Below are 22186 nucleotides of genomic sequence, written 5' to 3' on the forward strand. Positions count from 1 at the left end.
AATTATTGACATAAATGGTTAAATTATATTATTATGTTTGTAACAGGAATTGAATACGATTTAACTGGGATTGTTACTGGTTATGCAGGCAAAACCTAAGTCATGTGTATTTCGGCATTTTATGTCCATTTACGCAAGGCTTAGGTTTTTTGTGTGCAAAAAAATCGGTAAAAAGCCTGTTAGACCACACGTAGGAGGGGCATATCATGAGTCAGGAAAAATTGGCTAGAGAGATTGTTGAACGGGTTGGCGGTGAGAAAAACGTACAATCACTGGTACACTGTGCAACTCGGTTACGGTTTGTATTGAAGGATGATTCCAAGGCCGACAAAGCAGGTTTGGAGAAAACGGAAGGTGTCATCGCCGTTAAAGAAAACGGAGGTCAATTTCAGGTTGTTGTAGGCAACAAAGTTCCTGAAGTCTATCAAGCCATAGGACAAATTAGTAACATTCTGGACGATTCATCGAGTAAGGAAAAAAGCAGCAAAAAAGTTAAAGGGTTAGGCGGTATCATTGACGTCATCTCCAGCATCTTTGCACCGCTCCTTGGTGTAATGGCCGGAGCCGGTATTTTAAAAGGTTTGCTGCTGATTGCCAACAATGTCGGTTGGCTCGAAAAGACAGAGACGACTTATATCATTCTGTATGCAGCAGCAGATAGTTTGTTCTACTTCCTGCCTTTGCTGTTAGCGGTTACAACAGCACGTAAATTCCAAGGAAATGCATTTGTTGCATTGACGATAGCAGGAGCACTAATCTATCCAACGATTATTCAGTTGAAAACGGACGGAACGCCAACAGACTTTTTCGGTATTCCGGTAGTACTGATGAGTTATGCTTCTACAGTCATTCCAATCATTCTAGCCGTTATTGTGATGAGCAAGCTGGAGAAATTCTTCAACAAGCTTTTTCATGAAAGTCTCAAAAACTTTATTACACCGCTATTTTTGCTTGTTATTATGGTGCCGCTCACACTGCTTGTCTTCGGGCCATTTGGTGTATATGTTGGTAATGGTATTGCATCGGCGATGGTGGCTGCATTTGGATTCAGTCCGCTACTTGCCGGAGCTGTAATGGGTGCAAGCTGGCAGTTGCTCGTTATTTTCGGTGTACACTGGGGTCTGGTGCCTGTATTTATTAATAACATTGCCGTACACGGTCAGGATGGTGTGAAACCAGCAGCGACAGCTTCTGTTTTTGCTCAAACGGGTGCAGCGTTCGGGGTCATGCTCAAAACGAAAAATAAAAAATTAAAAACACTCGCTGGTTCTTCAACACTTACAGCTCTGTTCGGGATTACCGAACCAGCTATTTACGGTGTAACACTGCCGTTGAAACGTCCATTTATCGCAGGGGTTATCGGTGGTGCTGTGGGTGGTGCCATTATCGGTCAAGCAGGTACGCAAGCATTCGCTTCCGGTGCACCTGGATTGCTGACTTTGCCGATCTTCTACGGACCGGGTGGTCAAGGTTTCCCAGGTTTGATTATCGGTATCGCCGCATCTTTCATTGTGTCTGCAGTATTAACGTATATCATGGGCTTCAAAGACCCTGTCGATGATGAAGAGACAAAGGCGGAATCCGTACCATCTGCTGGAACAACGGCTACACATAATAAAGATGCTTCTTCGAAGTCATCTGCTCAGGTTACAGCTACTTCCGATCAAGAAGTATTAAGCCCGATTGCAGGTAAAATTGTTGATTTGGCAGAGGTTCCAGATCCGGCGTTTGCTTCAGGCGCGATGGGGAAAGGAATTGCAATTGAGCCGTCAACAGGGCGAGTTGTTGCTCCTTTTGATGGAACGGTAACCGTCGCCTTTAAAAAGAAACATGCCCTTGCTGTTGTGTCGGATTCAGGTGCTGAGATTCTGGTACATGTGGGTGTGGACACGGTCAAACTTGATGGGCAACATTTTATCTCTTATATCGAGGAAGGCGACAGAGTGAAGGCAGGTGATCTGCTGCTAGAGTTTGATATTGAGCAAATTAAAGCGGCTGGTTATCATACCGTAACACCAATCATCGTAACGAATTCGGCAGATTACAGTGATGTTATCCCGCAAGCTACTGGACAAGTAAGCAACAAGGACATGCTCTTGAAAATCGTCGGAACAGAAGCTAGTAAAGCCTAACGTTATAAATTTCGATGAAGCACTAGATGAATCACTCATGGATGAATGGAAATTATGTTTTTATAAATAAACAAACAACCGCCAAGAGAACGATGTGGCGGTTGTTTGTCGTGCATCACCTTGACTAGCTGCCGATGGTTATGGAAGGAAGATTGCTATTAACTTACTTTTACTACATTAGAGTGCATATGACCCGTCAACCGCGAAGGTGGATAGACCATGCGAACCGGAGCAATGATGATTGTCGCAAAGACGGCTTTGATCAGATCACCGATAATATAAGGATAGAAGCCCTGAATCATCGCATCCGATAACGACATGCTGAATCGATACGCCAGCCAAGGAACACCAGTGACATAGATTAACAGGGAACCAAACAATTCGATGATTATAAAAGCATACAAAAATCCTTTGAATCCTCTAATCTGCACTTTGGAGAGCAACAGACCCATGAGCAACGCGGCAAACGGCCACATGAATACGTATCCCCCGGTTGGCCCCAGTAACACCCCAAGACCGCCTGTACCATGTAACAGAGGAAAACCAAGCCCTGTAAGCACAACGACTAGAGCTATACTGAGAAAACCATAGAGCGGCCCGAGCAGGCCGCCAGCCAACATCACAGCTAAAGTCTGTAAAGTAATCGGAACAGGTGAAAAGCCAAGAGGAATGCTTATGTATCCAAAAATAACGAGAACAGCAGCCATTAATGCACTAAATACGATACCTCGCAAAGATAATTTCATGTTTGTACAATCCTTTCGATTTTGATAAAATGATTGTTAACCATTATTTTTAATTAGGTTGACGATTAGCATATTATCATATAATTTCAGAATGCGAAAGGAATAATTTTGGAATGCAAGAGAGGTTAGCTATACCTATCATTTCATTGCTAGATGTCCGCGTGCACTATGCTGCCGAAGGCGGTGAAGTAAAAAAGGCACTGGACGGTGTCTCGCTCACACTCAGAGCGGGAGAGTGGTTAAGTATCGTGGGGGCCAATGGCAGTGGGAAAAGCACGCTTGCTGGAATACTGCTTGGTTATATTCCTTTATCAGGTGGCGAACGAAATGTCCCGGATCATCTGACCATTCGCGGTGTGTTACAGCAGCCCGATGCACAGGTGCTGGGAGATACCATTGAAGAAGAATTTCATTTTGCTTTATCGCATGTACATATATCGAGCGAGGAGAAAGCACGGCGCAGACAAGAAGCGTTACATCTTGTGGGACTTCCTCACCCGCTGGATACGGTAATTGCCCGTTTATCGGGTGGGCAGAAACAGCTGCTTAACATCGCAGTAGCTCTTGCGTCCAAGCCAGATGTGCTAATTATGGATGAACCTGCAGCGATGCTAGATCCTGATGCGAGAGAACGTATAGAACGTATTATTGAGACCGTTACGAGGAACGGTACGGCAGTAATCTGGATTACTCATCATTTGGAGGAAGCGACCTTATGTGACCGGATTATGGCTATGAATAAGGGAAGATGTATCTACGAGGGTATGCCGATATCTTTTTTTTATCCAGCGGAAACAGCAATAGGGGCGGTTGCAGGTACCAAGAAGCATGAAGAGCTTAAATCGCCTTGTGAGCAGGCTGGTCTTGAACCGCCTTTCACGGTGAAGACGTGCCTGATCTTGAAGCAGAGAGGGAAACTGCAGCATGTTATGCCCCTCAGGCCTGAGCAGCTTGCGAAGGAGGTTGCTCACTGGTGATTGAACTTACTAACATATGTATGCGAGTTGCTGATGGGAGCAAACGGACGTTACTAGATGACATTTCCGTGGAGCTGAACCGTGGTAAGATCACACTGCTTTTAGGCTGTACTGGCTCTGGCAAGACAACACTACTGCAGACGATGGCTGGACTCAAGCCGCCGGATTCCGGGCACATAAGACTTGCAGGGGAGCCAATGTGGCATAACGGCAAGGTATCCAAATCTGTATTGCTTCAGATAGGACTTGTGTTCCAGTTTCCGGAGCAGCAATTGTTCGCCCAAAATATTAAACGTGAGATACAGTATTCCCTCCGTCCTTATCGTTTGAATGAAGTTGAACAGGAGCAGCAGATCGAAGCAATCTTAGCACATTGGGACCCGCCTCAAGGGGATAACGGGGAGCGACGTTTTCACTTAGACAGGTCGCCATTTGCACTGAGTGGTGGAGAGAAGCGCAGACTAGGGCTTGCACTTGGTTATGTGACGAGGCCAGACTGGCTTTTGTTAGATGAACCCAGTGCAGGGCTCGAGGCACAAAGTATCAAGTTACTGCTTGATTCACTAGATGAGCATCGTGTGGCAGGGGGAGGAGCCGTCATTGCGACGCACGACCTGGATACATTCCTGCCACATGCAGATCGGGTACTTTTATTGAGGGAAGGGTGTCTTACAGCAGACCTGACGCCCCAGGAACTATATAAACATCCTGAGAAATTAGTGCAAGCAGGAATCGGTCTGCCTCCATCCATGCGACTTGCGGCGCAACTGAGAGAGGCAGGGGTACACATCAGTTCTCAAGCCATGACCCCGGAAGAGATGGCGGAATCCATTTTACGATCCGAGATGGAGTTGAAGATGAAGAATGCTTCTCTCAACGCGGAGAGTGACAATGACACCATTGCGATGACACGAGGGACATGTACAAGCTCGTCTGCAACGATCATTTCAAGAGAAGATGGGCGTGGATCTTCTGTTTCTTCCATAACAGACTCATTGTTGAATGTTAACCAAAGAACAGCCCCTTCTTCTACATTTCGAAGTTCTTCCAGCCGACTGAAAAGCATGATGGATCCACGTTTGAAATGGGTATTATATATGTTGCTCGTTACAGCGGCGATGCTTCAGCATCATTGGGGAGGACTGACGTTAACTTTAATTCCAGTGGCCGGTGCTTTGGCAATCTTGCCTCGTCAGATTCTGATCGGATGTATCAAATTGATGAAACCACTGGTTTTATTTTTTGTTCTTTCTACAGCATTATCGGGAAGTACCTTGACCACAGGAGATAGCGGGATTCAACTAGGATTTTCCTTGACTCAGGCTGAGGGAACATTACTTAATCTCTATCGCTTGTTCATTGTAACCCTTGCAAGTCTGTGGTTCTCACTTACGACGCCATATGGACGCATGGTTGAGGGACTGAACTGGGTGCTGTCTTACGGGCGAAAAATCAAGCTACCTGTAGCTTCGTTTGCACTGGCTGTATCCTTGGTTTTTAGGTTTATTCCGATGATCTGGAGTGAGTGGCAACGCTTTTCACTAATCGTACGGGCACGCGGAAAAGCGGCTTTGAAGCCAAATACGGTTCGTGTACGAGATTTGGGGCCTATGATTATACCGCTGATCATGGCGTTGTTCCAGCGTGCTGAAGATATGACGATTGCGATGGAGATGCGTAAGGTGAGAGAAAACGGCGCGTTTGGTGCTCGTTCCTCACTTCTGTCCTGGAGCAGGCGGGATACCTGGATGAGTATCCTTGGACTGCTCGTGTTTGTTGTGCTGGTATCGTTGCGCCACTGGTAATGGCGCGGATGGAAGTGCTGATTTGCTTGAGGGATCAGCAGCTGAAACGCAGTGTTTTCCATTGAAAATGCATAAAAACTTCACGTTTCGCTCACCTTAAAGGTGCGTTGATCATCTCAAGACGATCAGGAGGCACGAGTGATGGATGAGAAGTTTTTACAAGAAGACAGACGTGAATATACCGATGTGTCCACCGTAGAATCACAGCGGAATGACATTACGCTTGAGGAGTTTCCAGAGGGCCCTTACGGTTCATCCTTGTTGTCGGAATCCTTTGGGAAGAGTTCCCCATGGCGGGTGGATCAGAGGACCGCACACCGTTTTGATTACGAGAATCATGAGCTTCATGACGGAGAGGTTCGGGATTATCCGGGTCAGGATGTTTTTGATGAAACGGTACCCGATGATGTACATGAACCTCAATATCCAGGCAAGATGTAAGGATGTTTCTGTGAAATTAGATTAAGCTTCACTTTAGCCAAGCCTCCGACAGGATCATCCTGTATGGGGGCTATTTTGGTTTTCTTTTACGGTTATAATTGGATGAGTTAACCGCTGTGATGATGAGAAAACTTGGATGTGTGCAGGAGGGCGTGCGTCGTCAAGTTGTGTATGCGGATGGCAAGCACCATGACCTGCTGTTATTTGATTTAACTAAAGAAGAATTTGTGTTAAAAGAGGGACTTGAATCGAATTAAAAGGTAAATAATGAAATAAGTTGTGAACTGGAACAGCAATTATAAAAAAATGTGTTTACTTCCGTACTGGAATTTTGATATTATAATCGCAATATCAAATGCGATGACGAGACGAGTAGATAAAAATTATTCTTTCATCAGAGAGCTCCGGTAGCTGAAAAGGGGCAAAGAAACTTTTATCGAATAAAGACTCTGAGCAGCACATCGGAATCGGCTTACGCTGAAGGATGGTGTGACAGGCGCTCCTGTTATAGAGCTAGAGTATATGGATGAAGACAGCATCTAATTAGTTGATAATTACCTCAACTTATATCGGAGCTCGGTCATTCTTCACATACTTGAAGAGGCGAATGTGGCGACATATTTGCGAATCTGGGTGGTACCACGAGTGTTCAATCTCGTCCCTGAGACTTTTGTCTTGGGGATGAGATTTTTTGGTTTTTTCGGAGCTGTATTACACGCTTTGGATTGGCCTGAATAGTGTGAATAATAGGGAATATGAAGGTTCCAGTATCCCATGTACGATGACAACAACAGATGATCTAATTCAATTTGAAAGGAAATGATGATTCCATGTCAGCAAAATTAAAAGTCGGTATTGTCGGAGGAACAGGAATGGTAGGTCAACGTTTCGTAGACCTGCTGGATCAACATCCGTGGTTTGAAGTAACAGCGATTTCAGCAAGTGCCAACTCGGCAGGTAAAACGTATGAAGAATCTGTAAAGGGAAGATGGAAACTAGCGGTTCCAATCCCTGAACCTGTGAAAAACATTGTGGTGCAAGATGCATCTCAGGTTGAAGCTTTTGCAAGCCAGGTTGATTTTATTTTCTGTGCGGTGGATATGAAAAAAAATGAAATTCAGGCGCTGGAAGAGGCTTATGCCAAAACAGGTACACCTGTCGTGTCCAACAACTCCGCACACCGCTGGACAGCAGACGTGCCCATGGTTATTCCTGAGATTAATCCAGGTCACTTGGCGGTTATTGAAGCTCAGAAAAAACGTCTGGGTACAACGACAGGTTTTATCGCTGTAAAACCAAACTGTTCCATCCAAAGTTATGTGCCGGCTCTACATGCATTGCGTGAGTTTAACCCGACACAGATTGTAGCTTCCACATATCAAGCGATTTCGGGAGCAGGCAAAAACTTTACGGACTGGCCTGAAATGCTAGATAACGTGATTCCTTACATTGGTGGCGAGGAAGAAAAAAGTGAGCAGGAGCCACTGCGTATCTGGGGAAGTGTAGAGAATAATCAGATCGTTAAAGCATCTGCACCATTGATTACAACACAATGTATTCGTGTGCCGGTAACAGACGGACACTTGGCAACGGTTTTTGTGAACTTCGAGAAAAAACCGAGCAAAGATGAAATTCTGGAGCGTTGGTCTCAGTTTAAAGGTCGTCCTCAAGAGCTGGCTCTGCCAAGCGCGCCGAAGCAGTTCATTACGTACTTTGAGGAAGAGAACAGACCGCAGACTCAGCTGGATCGTGATATCGAGCGTGGCATGGGCGTTTCTACAGGCCGTTTGCGTGAAGACTCACTCTATGACTATAAATTTGTTGGGTTGTCCCACAACACACTGCGCGGAGCAGCTGGTGGAGCCGTACTGATTGCTGAACTGCTCAAAGCAGAAGGATATATTCAACCGAAATAAGCGATTTTTTTATATAATGTGAAAAGGCTCTTGAATCTGTCATCTCCAAGTGACAGTTCAGGAGCCTTTTTTATTCCATTTTCATTGCAAGTAAAATCGATATCAAGCTGCTGAGGTTTTATCCGAGTTGCGCAATAGCTGAGAACGTCTGCCGAGTAAGTACCCTGAAAGGGACGCGAGCATCTGCTGAAATACCATCCCAAGTACGACAGGAACAGCAACGGGCGGCGGAAAATAAGTAACTGCAAGAACGGCACCAGCGCTAATGTTACGCATTCCTCCGTTAAAAACAAGAGCCACTTGATCCGCTTCATTCCAACCTAGCCATCTCGCAATGAAATAACTGAGTGCATAGCCGAAGGATGCCAGAAAAACGATAATTATCGCCAGTCCAGCCAAGCGCCAGTTGAAGTCAGCCAGATAGGGTGCGACAACCGAGCCATTAATGGCAACGACCGAAGCCATAAACAATTTGGAAAATGGATTAAGCCGAGGTCCCCATACAGGAACGATCCCACCTTTAGTCCATTCATTCAGGAGCATACCCAGCAGTGAAGGGAAAACAATCATCCAGAATAGACTGCTCATCATTGCTGCCGTATCCAGTGTGACACTTGTGCCAACAAGCAGGGATAACACGCCGGGCACAACAAACGGAGCCAGCAAGGTATCAATCAGTATAATCGAAAGCGTAAGCGCAATATTCCCCCTGTAGATGCTTACCCATATAAAACTGCTAATACCCGTCGGAATGACCGCAGCGAGAACAAGTCCTGTGATAGTATAAGCATCGGTTGGAAACACAAGATGACCCATGCCCAGCGCAATAAGAGGCATGGCCAAATGCAAGATCAGAAGGCAAACAAACAGCGGAAAAGGCTTTTTCAAGACATTTACAAAGTCTCGTACGCTCAGACTAATACTGCCCGCGAACGTCATGAAGGCAAATAGCCAAGGCGACAAATACGTGTAAGAAGATAAAAAACTGCCGCATAAAACACCAATGATAATACTAGCGGGGGTAATCAGTGGCATGATGCGGTTCAAGCGTTGATTCAAGGCCTGAAGCATAATGTCGACATCCCTTTATTGTATGATTCTCCTATTATACATCGGAATGTCCGGCTATGCAGGCTGATTTGCAATGTAGCTTTGTGAACAAGTATCATGAAGTAAGGTACCATCATTCTGAGATGAAGAAAGGAAGATAATCATGCGAAGGCGAAAAAGAAGACACAGGACGATGATCACAGCCATTGTGGCCTCCAGTATGTTGATGCTATCCGCTTGTTCGATTGTAGAGCAAGCCAATCAAAGTTTGAGTTATGTAAGCGGTGCTACGGATTATATTAATCAGGTATCGAGTGCTGGAACCGAGTTACAACAACTTGCAACGAATGCCATCAATAACCCGGATGTAACGGGTCAGATTCAGGAGAAGATTGATCTGATCCAAGCAGAAGCCGCAGAATTTTCGGAGATGAGTGCGCCTGCTATTGGAGAAAACATTCATGAGAATCTGGTTAGTTATAATAATCAGCTGACAGAGGTAATGAACCAATTCGAAACTTCCATTGCGGAGCAAGGGATTACTGCTGAGAATTGGGAGAAAACAGGTATTCCGGAATTAATCAACAACATCAACAGCTTGAAGGAACCGCTGAGCGGATTACAAACGGAATAATAAGTTTAAACTAAATATAAGAATAATCTTTCCTTCTCCTTAAGGAGCATTTGAACAGGAAAATTATAGAAGACGGGTGATCTGGAAGGGCTGCTCGTCTTTTTTGCATATTTATTTTGTAGAAAGAAAAACTATATGAATTACGACAAAGATCCAAAATGCTGGCCGTGTATCAATCGGGAATACCAAGATGGTGATTAATTGTTTGTTAGTAACAAGCTGGTCGATCGTAATCGCATCGTATGATCGACCCATTTGACAAAAAGGTGATAGACTAGTAAGGTTAAAATATAAACATATATATAGTAACTAACATTAGTTCAGTAAATTGAAACCAATTTTATTTAGCAAAGGAGATCTATGTTATGTCCGAACATACGGGAAAAGTCATTGTTATCACAGGTGGAGCAAGCGGAATTGGTAAAGAAACTGCACTGCAACTATCTGCACAGGGAGCAACAATCGTTGTCGCGGATTTTAACGAAGAAGGAGCCAAACAGGTTGCGACCGAGATTGAAGCAACCGGTGGCACAGCCGGAGCTTATAAAGTAGATGTATCCAAAGGTGATGAGATTAAAGCTTTGATTGACTGGACTGTCGAAAAGTATGGAACATTCAACGGGATTTTCAACAACGCTGGAATCGGTCTTGTAAAGCCGTTTCTGGAGATGGACCCGGAATCCTATCACAAAGTTATTGATGTGGATCAACACAGCGTATACTACGGTATGTATTATGGCGCGAAGAAAATGGTTGAATTAAACGTACGGGGCACAATTGTTAATACAGCATCGATCTATGGAAGCGTGGCAGCTGTAGGTAGCTTCAACTACAATGCGGCGAAAGCAGCAGTAGTGATGATGTCCAAATCGGGTGCACTTGAACTGGCCGAGCATGGAATTCGCGTGTTGGGTGTGGCGCCTGGGTTCATCGAAACTCCCATTCTCGGAAATGACAAAGCCATGAAGGATGCATTGGCCACTCAACATATGCGCGGAGAGTTGATCCAGCCGGAGAAAGTAGCAAGTGTGGTGACCTTCCTGTTCAGTGATGCCGCGAGTGCAATGAACGGTACAACAGTGGCAGTTGATGATGGCTTCCTGAGTTTCAAAACGAAATAACGGGTTATCTAACTCTAAATCATATTGCATTTAAAAAATGAACCAAAGGCACAGGATGTAATCATCCTGTGCCTTTTCATGTTCACTCTTGTAATAAATTCATCATACAATAGTGTCGAATCATCCCGAAATTTAGGAGTTCATGATACAATATAAGGGCTGCTCGTTTTATCCATTTGTGGTGTCGTACACAATACGGACTCCGAGTGAGCCATAACTTTCTTCTTTATAGTGACAATGAGTGCAGGTTTTGACTGAGCATAATTCATCATGATGTGTTTGTAATTTTTCGTTACAGCGAGGACATGTATTCACAAAAAGTGCCTTCAACACATTCAACATGCTTAATCACTCATTTCTGATTAAATTACTTGGTTTTAAAGTATTATACCCGAATCCAAGTGTCCTGTATATGTTTTTTGGAATGAAATTTTATCTTTTTTTTGATTTCGTATCTTCGTATTATGTTCATGAAAGGAAGGTTATAGCCGATGGATCTTTTGCTGTTCTTCATCATGTTTATACTGGGTCTAATCGGTTCATTTTTCTCCGGATTGCTTGGCATTGGTGGGGCGATCATCAATTTCCCTCTCCTGCTGTATGTGCCGGAAATGGCAGGGCTCGAACCGTTCACGGCTCATCAGGTGTCAGCCATCAGCATGTTTCAAGTGTTCTTTGCTTCGCTTGCGGGCGTAGTTGCATTTCGCAGAAAAGCAAAAGCAGGCAAAACTAGCGGCGCTGTGATCGATTCCAAACTAGTACTGTACATGGGAAGCAGTATTCTGGTGGGCAGTTTAATTGGTGGTTTTATCTCAGGCATGCTGGCTGAACGTATGATTCATCTCGTTTATGGCATTCTGGCGATCATAGCGATTGTTTTAATGCTCATCCCGAGCAAGGGGCGGCTGGATCTGGACCAACCGTTAACGTTTAATAAAATGATTGCTTCAAGTACTTCGCTTGCTGTGGGGATCGTTTCAGGAATTGTCGGGGCTGGAGGTGCATTCGTACTCATCCCTGTTATGTTGACTGTTCTGAAGATTCCGGTTCGGACAACGATTGCCTCATCCCTTGCGATTGTTTTCATCTCTGCAATAGGAGGTGTTATAGGGAAGTTATCTGCGGGAGACATTCCGGTGGAGCCGATTATTTACACGGTGCTGGGAAGTTTGATTGGTGCTTCGATTGGCTCGAGAGTAAGTTCAATGGTTAATGTGCGGCTACTTCGATATGGGTTGCTTCTTCTGATCGCGATTACTGCGGTTAAAGTATGGTCTTCGATATTCTAATTTAACGCTCTTATCTTTCAGACATTAGCGATTTCGTAACCAAACGGCCGAAGTGCCGTATATAGGATATGAACATGAGCGGACCATGTTTAACTTTAACTGAAGTTGAGGGATCGACCGATGAACAACGTACTTATGAATCAGACGAAAGCCGAGGCTAATGCGGATGAAGCTTATCGTCACGCAGAGCAGAAAGCATCTCAGTATTTTGTGACACTCTCTCAGCAACTGCTGAATAATACTCATATAGATACACTTACGAAAGATTTTAGAATTTGGCAAAAAAAACATATCCATCGTTGGAGCTGGTTATCTTGGTTCGCTGGCAAAAGAAAACCGGATGCCACTGATATTCAGAAATATATGCATTGGCTCAATGCGACAGGCAAGATCGATGATTATCTGGATCGCAGCATCTCATATATCTACATGCGCGATCTGGGGCAGGCGCTGGATAACCCGAAAACAAAAGACAAGATTCAGCGTATCGCTAAAGATACCCAAGCATATTTTATGCGTGTCGCAAGTGAACAACAACGTCAGGCTGACTACATAAGCCCGGCAGCATTATATCGGTGGGGACAGCGAGAACAGATTGAAGAGGCAGTCATCTGGGTGATGGACAAATTAAAACATGTTGCAGCAAACATCCCACCAGAACTCGATGCGGCACAGGCTCAACGTAAACTGATCAAGATTATTCTGGGTGTCGTGCTTCACGTCGATGATGAGCTTACAGAGGACACGCCGCGGGAGGAACGGATCGCAAAGCTTGATGCAGCCATCAGGCTGGGTTATTCCTATGGTTTAACATACCCTTTTGTGGATGATCTTCTCGATTCTCAGGCGCTGACTACACAGGAAAAGGAACAGTATTCTGCGATGATACAACAAGCTCTGCTTACCGGCATTGTGCCTGATCTTGGAGAATGGAAGGGACCTCAGCTTGAAGTGATTCGGTATGTACACTCCGAGCTTCGAGAGGCCTTTGAATATATTCGGAACTATCAGCATGAGGAGATGCGGCACACTTTTTTTGAACAGTCTTATGTGTTCTTTCAATCTCAGGAGATCGATCGTGGCAAGAAATTATCCAATGCCCATTATACGAATGAAGAGCTGTACATTCCGATCATTATCAAGTCAGCGTCGTCCAGGTTGATTGTTCGTTCTGTTCTGAGCGCACCGGAAGATGAAGGGTTTGATCTGCGCACCTTCCATTACGGGATTTATAATCAGCTCGCGGATGATTTTGCGGATATGTTCGATGATATGCAGGACGAGGCCGTGACACCTTACACGTATTATTTGAAATATCGTGACCTGCGTCCGGATTTGATTAATCCGTATGAGCTGTACTGGGCAGTCATCTCGTTTTTAATCCATGATGTCTACCATTCCAATGCCAAGGCGAGGGAAGTTATCCTGGATCGTGCGATTAACGGGCTGAAGCGTTGCAGAGAGCGGCTCGGTCAGGCGAGGTATGACGAGGTCATGACGATCTTTGCTTCAGGCCAACCTGGACTTAATCAAGTAGTACAACAAATGGTGCGAAAAGCAGATGACGTGGACTTTCTGGATAAATTGTTACGGGATCAGATTGTTTCGCAGCTCAGTAATGATAAACAAGAGAAAGAGTCGTTCCAGCAGACGATTCGAAAAGTACGTGAGCGGATCAATGTAGAACTGCAGATCAACAAAGCTGCTGAAGAGCTCGAAATGAAGGGGAAGCTGATGGACGCGGCTAACTACAGTCTGCAAGGGAATGGCAAACGTCTGCGTCCGATCCTGACTTGGGTCATGGGTGTTCAGGAGTACGGGCTTAGCGAGTCGGCAATCATGCCGTTGTTACGCTCCATGGAATATATGCATACCGCTTCACTCATCTTTGATGATCTGCCCACACAGGATAATGCCGAGATAAGACGTGGACGTTCTACGCTTCATCAGTTGCATAATAGCGCGACGGCAGAACTCACAGGACTATTCCTGATTCAGCGAGCGATTCGTGAGCAGTCTTCATTGAACCGATTTGATGCGCAAACGGTGTTGAAGCTGATTCAATATTCGGCTATAAAAGCAGAAGATATGTGTATGGGTCAGGCGATGGATCTTGATTCGAAAGGGAAGCTGCTCTCGCTGGAGGAGCTAAACACGATTTGTTTTTACAAAACAGGCATTGCCTTTGAGGCGGCGCTGGTTATGCCAGCGATTTTGGCAGAAGTAAAAGATGAGGAGATTGACGCGCTAAAAGCGTTTGCGTATCATGCAGGCATTGCTTTTCAGATCAGGGACGACTTGCTGGACTATGGAGGAGATCAACAAACCCTTGGCAAACCTGCTGGTCAGGATGAGCGAAATAACAATTCAACCTTTGTATCCATTCTGGGAGAGACAGGTGCTCAAAAAGCGATGTGGGAGCATTACTGTCTTGCTACGGATGCATTACGTCAAATGCCTAAACCGATCCCATTTTTAAAACATCTGCTGGATTATCTCGTTGGCCGTGAACGGTAAGGCTAACATTGAGGCTTAACGGATTTACCGAACTTATAACTGTTATTCGATGTATACTCAATAAAACCCTCACCCGTATTTTAACGGGGCTGAGGGTTATTTTATTACGCATTTTTGATCCATAACTTCGAGATATCCAGGAATCCAAACTCTGAAGTTTGCATGCCGTAGAAACTCTGGTGCAATTCCGCTTTTTTGTTCATATGACATCCGTACAACATCCAGCTATTTTCCCGCAGTAATTCTTCAGCCTGCTCCAGAAGATCGCTACGCTCGGAGTGAGGAAGCTGTGGAAAGGGATCCAGCAGAGAATCCAATATGGATTGAAGCTCGGGAGTCATGTACTCATGGAGCGTATTGCTTTGGTTTTTGAAAAAGTGAATCATGCCATACTGCCAGTCGTCCTCCAGTATTTCTTCTCTGAGAATCAAAGGTGCATCTGAGGTCTTCACGACATCCAGATAATCGTCAAAAGGTTCAAGATCAATCCTCAATCCGATTCGGCGTGCGCGTTGTTGTATCCACTCTGCCACATCGGAATCTTTGTTCTTCTTATAAGATAACAAGAAGGATTCTCCTTGATAACCCGATTGTTCAAGCAATGCTTGAGCGTCGGCGAGTAATGTGGCTTCCCAGCTCTGTGCAGCGCTTTTCCAAGGGAGAAAACTGCTGGCGGGTGTAATTCGATTTTCACCCAAATCGTTCACCAGGTTGACCGGATCATAGACGATGCGCATGGCCTGACGGAAAGGCAGTGTATGATGGCAACCCGGGACATTGAAGTTGAAAAGCATATACTGACATCCCAGTGCAGGATAGTCGATATAGTGAGGTCGCTCATGACTGCTTCCAGGCAGACTAAGCCGGTCAGTACCAGACATATCATAATAACCGTCGCTTGAAGCCGGCTCAGGGAGAAACCAGATGTGGATCTGATCGAGATGAGGACGGAAACCAAAATAAGCATCAAATGCCTTCAATTTAATCACATCTTCATTCATCTCGGTGATCTGAAACGGGCCTGTGCCGACCAAAGTCTGGTTCGAGTCATAATCCGCGGGCAGTACCGTCATCCGAATACAACTGAACAGATGCAGAAAAAAACGGTTCGCCCGATGCAATATAAACCTGATGCAATAATCGCCGTTCACTTCTGTTCGCTTAATATCACGGTACAGCCACAAAGACGAACAATTTGTATCAAACAAACGCATCAATGAAGCCTGAACATCATGAGATGTCATCACACGTCCGTCATGGAAACGAACCCCTTTTCGCAAATAAAATATCCATTCTTTATGGTCTTTGTTAGATTCCCATGTATGTGCAAGTGCGGGTAAGAAGGTATCGGTGTGGGCGTTATAAGTAATCAGTGTGTTGCATATTTGGCCAAGAAGATAGGTTTCAAAAGCCGTATAAACCGAAGCCGGGTCCAGATCACCCAGTTGACGTGATCTCAACATGCGAAGTGTATCCTGGCCAGAGGCGGTTTCGGTGTAACTGCGAAATCCCATCTGGTCATGAAGAGTAAGCATCAGTTTTTCCCGCATCAAGTCATCGATTTGCACACTTCCAATCAACTCGATGGCTTCTTTCAGTTTGCCTTTGAATAACAGTTCAGTAAAGTTGGATTCTAAAGCATCATTCAGACTTCGCAGTAGTGTAAGCTCGGAATGATGGCCTCGTCCACGTCCAGGTTTCCAATGGATAAAATTCTGATCTTCCAGCTTTCGTAGAATGAATTTTACATTGCGTGGAGTGCAACAGAGGATGGAGGACAGATTCTCAATCGTTACGGGTACAGGTTCATTGATCTTAATCGAGAGCATATCAGAGCCAGCAAGTCTTAAAAAGTGAGTGTATATCGTATCCATGTGTATAGATCCTCCATAAAGGTGAAAAGTGAGAATGAAACATTACACTTTTACTTCCCCCTTTTATCTTTACAATTATACCTATGAGGATGAGAGAATTCATCCATTTTCGCAGCAACAGGATAGATAGAGAAAGCAGCAAGATAGGAGAATGAAAGATGAAGCATATTTTGAAGCAAATTCACCCGCTGGCCTGGACCATTATTATTGGAACGATGTTCGGGCGTCTCGTGACGTCGATGAGTATTCCGTTTCTGTCCATCTATCTGACACGTGTGCTTGAAGCCACGCCGACCCAGACGGGAATCACGGTTGCGGTAAGCTCGCTGGCGGGAGTGCTCGTCAGCTTTTACGGGGGATATATCTCTGATCGAATCGGTCGCAAAATCGTTATGCTCGTCTCGGTATTTAGTTGGGCCGCTGTATTTTTCATTTTTGCGGCAGCTGAACATCTATGGGTGTTCTTTGTTGCAAACACGTTAAACGGTTTGTGCCGGGCTGTGTTTGAGCCAACCTCAAGAGCGTTGTTATCCGACATAACTTCACCGCAAAACAAACTACTAGTGTTTAATCTGAGATATGCAGCGATTAATCTGGGGGTCGTGTTTGGGCCAATTATCGGATTTCAGCTGGGATCATCGGAATCGACGTTTCCTTTTGTCATCTCGGGGCTCGTTTATATTGCGTATGGTCTGATTCTGGGACTTCAATTTAAACTGCATCAGGCTAATTTGCCCGGACGTCTAGAGGTTATTGCACCTCGTCTGCGCGAAGCCCTCATGACCACCGGACGGGATCGGGTATTCTTGCCTGTGCTAATTGGGACGACGTTTTGTGTGTTAGGTTATGGCCACTTCAGCTCTACGTTAGCGCAGTATTTGGCGAGAAGTCCAATCTTTGAAAATGGAAGTCAGATGTTCTCGTATATGCTTTCACTTAACGCAATCACCGTGCTCATCATCCAGTATCCACTCGTTCGTACTTTCCGGAATGCACCGCCGCTTGTACCGCTTATTTTGGGGAATCTGCTCGTTGCCGCAAGTCTGTTGTTATTTGGTCTAGCCGAAGGGATTGTACTGATGATGATCAGTGTCATCTTGTTTACAGTAGGGGAAGTACTACTCTTTACCATGATGGATATGCTTATCGACCGAATTGCAAAGCCTGAATGGAAAGGAACGTATTTTGGTACAATCGGTTTCAACAATATTGGAAATGTTGCGGCTCCGGTCATTGGTGGGTTGCTGTTAAGCCAGTTTGGTGCGGGAAATGGACTAGCCGTCTTTATACCCATTGCTATAACGACTGCACTCGGGGTTCCTTTTCTACTGATAGCACATAAGCGACTTATCAGCAGAGAAAAGCAAACACCTGAATCTGTACAAATTGGATTCTAACAGATGAAGTAAATAACAATTAAGTTAATAATTATGTTGACGTATAAAGAATGAGCGAATACAATAAACAACAAATATGTGAAACGGGTGGGATAAACAATGATGGATCAGCCAGCGCAGGTGCTTCAACCAATAATTGAATATGCATGAGCATAGTGACATAATCCAGGTAGAGTATTGACCATGTTTGGACAGTCCAGCTTACTGCAATCCTGTCTGGACGCTCATTCATACTGCGATGTTAGAGAAGAAGCTGAAATGTCACATTTTCTGGCTGGCTTTTCGATCCAATCAAGCTGTAGATGAACTTCGTTCATCTATGGCTTTTTTTCATTCCACCAGACGGTTCACATGGAAAGGAGCATGAGTAAGAGTAAAAGTGAAAGGAAAAAAGCAAGAACTGAAATCGATTCCAAGTTGTTACTTATGTTCGATCTATATCCATAAGAAAGGAAGAATAAACTATGGTTAATGCATGCAAACAATGTGTTTCTTCGGGAGGCCTTGCTGATTACAATACGCTCATACATGATTCGTCATAGCGAAGGTAATCAAAAGTGTAGTTGGAAGATTCAACATTCAAATGATAATTATGCGCGCGACAAAGTATAAATCCGAGTGAAATTTTTAATTAAAGGGGTGGGGCTGGTGCCCAAAACAGAAAAACGCTCCATGTCATGGCTGCTACGATATTTAAAGCCGGTGAAAGGCAAGCTGGCCATGTTGCTGATCATGTTGTTAACATCAACAGGGCTGCAGCTTCTCAATCCACAGATCATTCAACGTTTCATTGATACGGCTGCAAGCGGCGGGATTCTGGATGATCTGGTACAGCTTGCTGGGCTCTTCCTGCTCATTGCCGTGAGCAATCAATTGATCACGATCGCGGTCAGTTATTTAGGAAACGATGTAGCCTGGCGGGCAACCAACCGGATGCGTGGAGATTTACTGAAACATTGCCTGAGGCTGGATATGCGTTTTCATAACGTCAAAACTCCTGGAGAGATGATTGAACGCGTGGATGGCGATGTAACGAGCATTTCGAACTTCTTCGCTATGTTTATCGTACAGGTCATCGGCAGTTTTGTTCTGCTCGCAGGTATTCTGGGATTCATGTTTACGATTAATGTGCCAATCGCACTGGTTATGACCGTATTTACGTTATTATCTATTCTGTTCATGGTCATTATTCGCAATCTTGGAGTGGAGTCTTCCAAAAATGAGCGCGCCGCCAGTGCTTCCTTGTTCAGCTTAATTGAGGAACGAATTGCCGGTATTGAGGACGTGCAGGCGAATGGACACGTACCATATGTGATGAACCGATTCTTTCGTACGATGCGCACCGTTTTCCTCAAAGGCCGGAAGGCATGGATGCTCAGGGTTATCCCTTGGAACACCACGGTGGTCATGTTTATTGTATCCGTTACGGTCGTTTTGCTTCTGGGTGTGCACTACTATATCGAAGGTGCAATCAGCATTGGAACCTTGTTTTTGATCTATCAATACAGCCAGATGTTGAATGAACCTATCGAGTTGCTTGGCGATCAGGTACAGGAGTTTCAAAAGGCAAAATCAGGTATGCTTCGTTCACGCGAATTATTGTCTTTACGAAGCGAGATTGAGGACGGAAGTGAAGAGAGGTTGCCTGATGGGCCGCTTGGACTGGAGTTTAATCAGGTGCACTTCAGTTACAATGAGGATAAACCTGTGCTTCAGGATATCACCTTTGAAGTGAAACCGGGAGAACGTCTGGGGATCATCGGACGGACGGGAAGCGGAAAGTCAAGTCTTAGCCGTGTGCTCCTGCGTTTGTACAATCTGGATCAGGGCAAGATTCGGATCGGTGGAACGGATATTACGAAGTTATCCATGCAGGCTCTGTATCGCAGAGTGGGGATGGTGACACAGGATGTGCAGTTGTTTGACGGTACATTGCGTGACAATCTGACTTTGTTTAATTCAGAAGTATCGGATGTCATGATTAAGCAAACAACAGAGCGACTGGGGTTGCATCACTGGATTGATACACAGCCGGAAGGCTTGGATACACATCTAAATGCAGGAGGTTCTTCATTATCCGCAGGGGAAGCGCAGCTCTTCGCTTTGACCCGTGTATTTCTAACGGAGCCGAGTCTGGTGATACTGGATGAGCCTTCTTCACGGCTTGATGCAGCGACCGAGAATTTGCTTCAATCTGCTATTGATGAATTAATGAAAAGATCAACAGGTATCATTATTGCGCATAGATTAGCCACGCTGGAGAAGGTGGATAAGATTATGGTTCTTGGTGGAGGCAAGCTGCTGGAATTCGGATCAAGAGTGGAGCTTGCGAATAATCCGTCCTCCCATTATGCACGACTTCTGGTCACGGGCCAAGAGGAGGAACTGGCATGAATGTAACAGGATTTATAGGGCGCTTGTTTCGCTTTAAGCCTTATTTGTTTCTTATTAACGGTTTGTTATGGTGTATCTTTCATTCGCTTCCCCTAGCAATGGGGCTTGGGATGCAGTGGTTCTTTGACCGGACAGCAACGGGCAGTACTGACTATATGTGGCTTGCTGTACCGCTCATTCTCATCGCGCTTTTTCGCTTGGCCCGCGTCGGCACGTTCTTTGTCGCTTTCCATGCTTGGGTGACCTATATGTATCATATTCAAGCCATTTTGCGGACGAATATGCTGGCTGGCATTATGCGCTGGCCGGGACGGAATCTTCCTGCATCTCCGGGTGAAGCGATGAGTCGTTTCCGGGATGACGTTGATGAAGTGGTTGAATATATTGAATCCTGGGTGGATTTTTGGGGTCGATTAGTTTTTGCAGTGGTGTCGATCGTGATTATGGCCAATATTAACTGGAAGATTACACTTGTTGCCGTTTTACCGCTCTTGGTGGTAACGCTACTGAATAATCTGTCAGGTAATCGTGCAAGAAAGTATGCACAGGTTAATCGTGAAGCTACAGGTCGGATTACCAGCTTTATTGCCGAGACGTTTGGGGCTGTGCAGGCACTGAAGCTGGGTCAGGCAGAAGAACATGTCTCCACGCGGTTCAATCGGCTGAATGAAGAACGACGTCAGGCTGCCTTAAGAGACAATCTGTTCAAGCAATGGATGAAGTCACTTAATCAGCATGTACTAAGTATATGTACCGGGCTTATTTTGTTGATGTGTGCAGCGGAAATGAAGGCAGGTAACTTTACGGTGGGTGATTTTGCCTTATTTACGAGTTATCTCGTTAACATCGGATTTAGCATTTCCTTATTCGGATACATGGTATTCCAGCATAAAAGGCTCAAGGTTTCTTATGACCGTATGCGGACACTTTTTCGGCCGGGTGAGGAGGATCAGATTATGGAGAAACGGGAGATCTACCTTTACGAAGAGCCACCAGAGCCAGTAAATGAAGCAAGAGAGCCGAAGGAGAAATTGCGTGAGCTTGAAGTGAATGGTCTTAGTTATCGCTACGAGCAATCCTCAAACGGTATACAAGACATCAGCCTCAAGCTGAAACAGGGACAATTTCTTGTCATTACAGGACGCATCGGTTCTGGTAAATCCACACTGCTTCGTACTCTGCTTGGACTTCTGCCCAAGCAACAGGGTGAGATTCTCTGGAATGGAGAGCACGTAGATCCGGCAACCTTTCTTATGCCGCCTAGAGCTGCATATACGCCTCAAGTTCCAAGGCTGTTCAGTGACACGCTCAGAGAAAATATCGTTCAAGGTAAACAGGGTAATGTAGATCAAGCGCTGGAAAAAGCCATTCGACTGGCTGTTTTGGATAAAGATATCAATCAATTGGATCAAGGGTTGGAAACGCCTGTTGGACCAAGAGGTGTCATGTTATCTGGAGGTCAGATTCAGCGATCAGCAACAGCGCGAATGCTAATGACCGAGGCAGATCTGTTTATCTTTGATGACCTGTCCAGTGCGCTTGATGTGGAAACGGAGCAGTTGGTGTGGGACGGACTCTTCAAAGAGAGAGATGTCACATGTATTGCCGTATCTCACCGCAAGGCGGCTCTTACGAAAGCGGATCACATTATCGTCATGAAAGATGGACGCATTGAAGCCGAAGGAAACCTGGCCGATTTACTTGAGACCAATGAAGAAATGCAGTTGTTGTGGCAGGGAGAACAGGTACCTGTAAAGGCAGGATGATGTGGGTTAGAACGGAATTGAATAGAGCAGCAATGTGAATAATTCAGATGTCATAAAATAAAAGAAAAAACCGTACAGATACTGCCTGAATGCAGGCGTGAGATCTGTGCGGTTTCTTTTTTTATAA

The 22186-nt window shown here is 45.1% G+C and carries 16 protein-coding genes and 1 other annotated feature; of the genes, 13 read left to right on the top strand and 3 right to left on the bottom strand.

The features are described 5' to 3' along the window. Positions 1–206: 206 nt before the first annotated feature. The gene (locus AC1VYS_RS13425) at positions 207–2132 is read left to right on the top strand and encodes a beta-glucoside-specific PTS transporter subunit IIABC (RefSeq protein ID WP_482914666.1); all 1926 of its coding nucleotides are present in this window, start codon (positions 207–209) and stop codon (positions 2130–2132) included. A 158-nt stretch (positions 2133–2290) separates the two neighbouring features. Here AC1VYS_RS13425 and AC1VYS_RS13430 read toward each other — a convergent pair whose 3' ends face one another. Then, a complete protein-coding gene (locus AC1VYS_RS13430; protein WP_482914667.1) occupies positions 2291–2878 on the bottom strand; it encodes a biotin transporter BioY in 588 nt (195 codons plus the stop codon). A gap of 113 nt (positions 2879–2991) precedes the next feature. Here AC1VYS_RS13430 and AC1VYS_RS13435 point away from each other — a divergent pair, with 113 nt between their 5' ends. The 5 genes from AC1VYS_RS13435 (at position 2992) to asd (ending at position 8017) form a co-directional block, all read left to right on the top strand. After that, complete coding sequence (locus AC1VYS_RS13435) at positions 2992–3855, top strand: ATP-binding cassette domain-containing protein (protein ID WP_482914668.1); 864 nt, start codon at positions 2992–2994, stop codon at positions 3853–3855. Next, the gene (locus AC1VYS_RS13440; RefSeq protein ID WP_482914669.1) at positions 3852–5660 is read left to right on the top strand and encodes an ATP-binding cassette domain-containing protein; all 1809 of its coding nucleotides are present in this window, start codon (positions 3852–3854) and stop codon (positions 5658–5660) included. Before AC1VYS_RS13435 ends, AC1VYS_RS13440 begins: the two co-directional genes overlap by 4 nt. Positions 5661–5801: 141 nt before the next feature. Next, on the top strand, positions 5802–6101 hold the full coding sequence (locus tag AC1VYS_RS13445) for a hypothetical protein (RefSeq protein ID WP_482914670.1): 300 nt from the start codon (positions 5802–5804) through the stop codon (positions 6099–6101). A 116-nt stretch (positions 6102–6217) separates the two neighbouring features. Further along, the gene (locus AC1VYS_RS13450; RefSeq protein ID WP_482914671.1) at positions 6218–6358 is read left to right on the top strand and encodes a hypothetical protein; all 141 of its coding nucleotides are present in this window, start codon (positions 6218–6220) and stop codon (positions 6356–6358) included. A 94-nt stretch (positions 6359–6452) separates the two neighbouring features. Beyond that, positions 6453–6767, top strand: a binding site (T-box leader). Between the two features lie 164 nt (positions 6768–6931). Next, positions 6932–8017, top strand: coding sequence for an aspartate-semialdehyde dehydrogenase (gene asd, locus AC1VYS_RS13455; protein WP_482914672.1), 1086 nt, complete (start codon positions 6932–6934; stop codon positions 8015–8017). 102 nt (positions 8018–8119) lie between these two features. Here the strand turns inward: asd and AC1VYS_RS13460 are convergent, their stop codons facing one another. Continuing rightward, positions 8120–9088, bottom strand: a complete 969-nt coding sequence (locus tag AC1VYS_RS13460; RefSeq protein WP_482914673.1) for a bile acid:sodium symporter family protein — start codon at positions 9086–9088, stop codon at positions 8120–8122. Between the two features lie 172 nt (positions 9089–9260). Between AC1VYS_RS13460 and AC1VYS_RS13465 the strand changes: the two genes are divergently transcribed. The 4 genes from AC1VYS_RS13465 to AC1VYS_RS13480 all read left to right on the top strand — a co-directional run bounded on the left by AC1VYS_RS13465 (position 9261) and on the right by AC1VYS_RS13480 (position 14628). After that, positions 9261–9701, top strand: a complete 441-nt coding sequence (locus AC1VYS_RS13465) for a DUF6376 family protein (protein ID WP_482914674.1) — start codon at positions 9261–9263, stop codon at positions 9699–9701. A gap of 365 nt (positions 9702–10066) precedes the next feature. Next, positions 10067–10822, top strand: a complete 756-nt coding sequence (locus AC1VYS_RS13470; protein WP_253494820.1) for an SDR family NAD(P)-dependent oxidoreductase — start codon at positions 10067–10069, stop codon at positions 10820–10822. Between the two features lie 491 nt (positions 10823–11313). After that, entirely contained in the window at positions 11314–12111 is a 798-nt protein-coding gene (locus AC1VYS_RS13475) for a sulfite exporter TauE/SafE family protein (RefSeq protein ID WP_154889379.1), read from the top strand. A 135-nt stretch (positions 12112–12246) separates the two neighbouring features. Next, positions 12247–14628, top strand: a complete 2382-nt coding sequence (locus AC1VYS_RS13480) for a polyprenyl synthetase family protein (RefSeq protein ID WP_482914988.1) — start codon at positions 12247–12249, stop codon at positions 14626–14628. A 104-nt stretch (positions 14629–14732) separates the two neighbouring features. Here the strand turns inward: AC1VYS_RS13480 and AC1VYS_RS13485 are convergent, their stop codons facing one another. After that, positions 14733–16502, bottom strand: coding sequence for an ABC transporter substrate-binding protein (locus tag AC1VYS_RS13485; protein WP_482914675.1), 1770 nt, complete (start codon positions 16500–16502; stop codon positions 14733–14735). Between the two features lie 158 nt (positions 16503–16660). Between AC1VYS_RS13485 and AC1VYS_RS13490 the strand changes: the two genes are divergently transcribed. From AC1VYS_RS13490 to AC1VYS_RS13500, 3 genes are all read left to right on the top strand, one after another. Then, positions 16661–17899 (top strand): MDR family MFS transporter, encoded by a 1239-nt coding sequence (locus AC1VYS_RS13490; protein WP_482914676.1) that lies wholly within the window; start codon positions 16661–16663, stop codon positions 17897–17899. Between the two features lie 672 nt (positions 17900–18571). Then, positions 18572–20293, top strand: a complete 1722-nt coding sequence (locus AC1VYS_RS13495; protein ID WP_482934526.1) for an ABC transporter ATP-binding protein — start codon at positions 18572–18574, stop codon at positions 20291–20293. After that, positions 20290–22059, top strand: a complete 1770-nt coding sequence (locus AC1VYS_RS13500) for an ABC transporter ATP-binding protein (RefSeq protein WP_482914678.1) — start codon at positions 20290–20292, stop codon at positions 22057–22059. The genes AC1VYS_RS13495 and AC1VYS_RS13500 overlap by 4 nt, the downstream gene beginning before the upstream one ends. Positions 22060–22186: the final 127 nt, after the last annotated feature.

The organism is Paenibacillus sp. G34 (assembly GCF_056856875.1).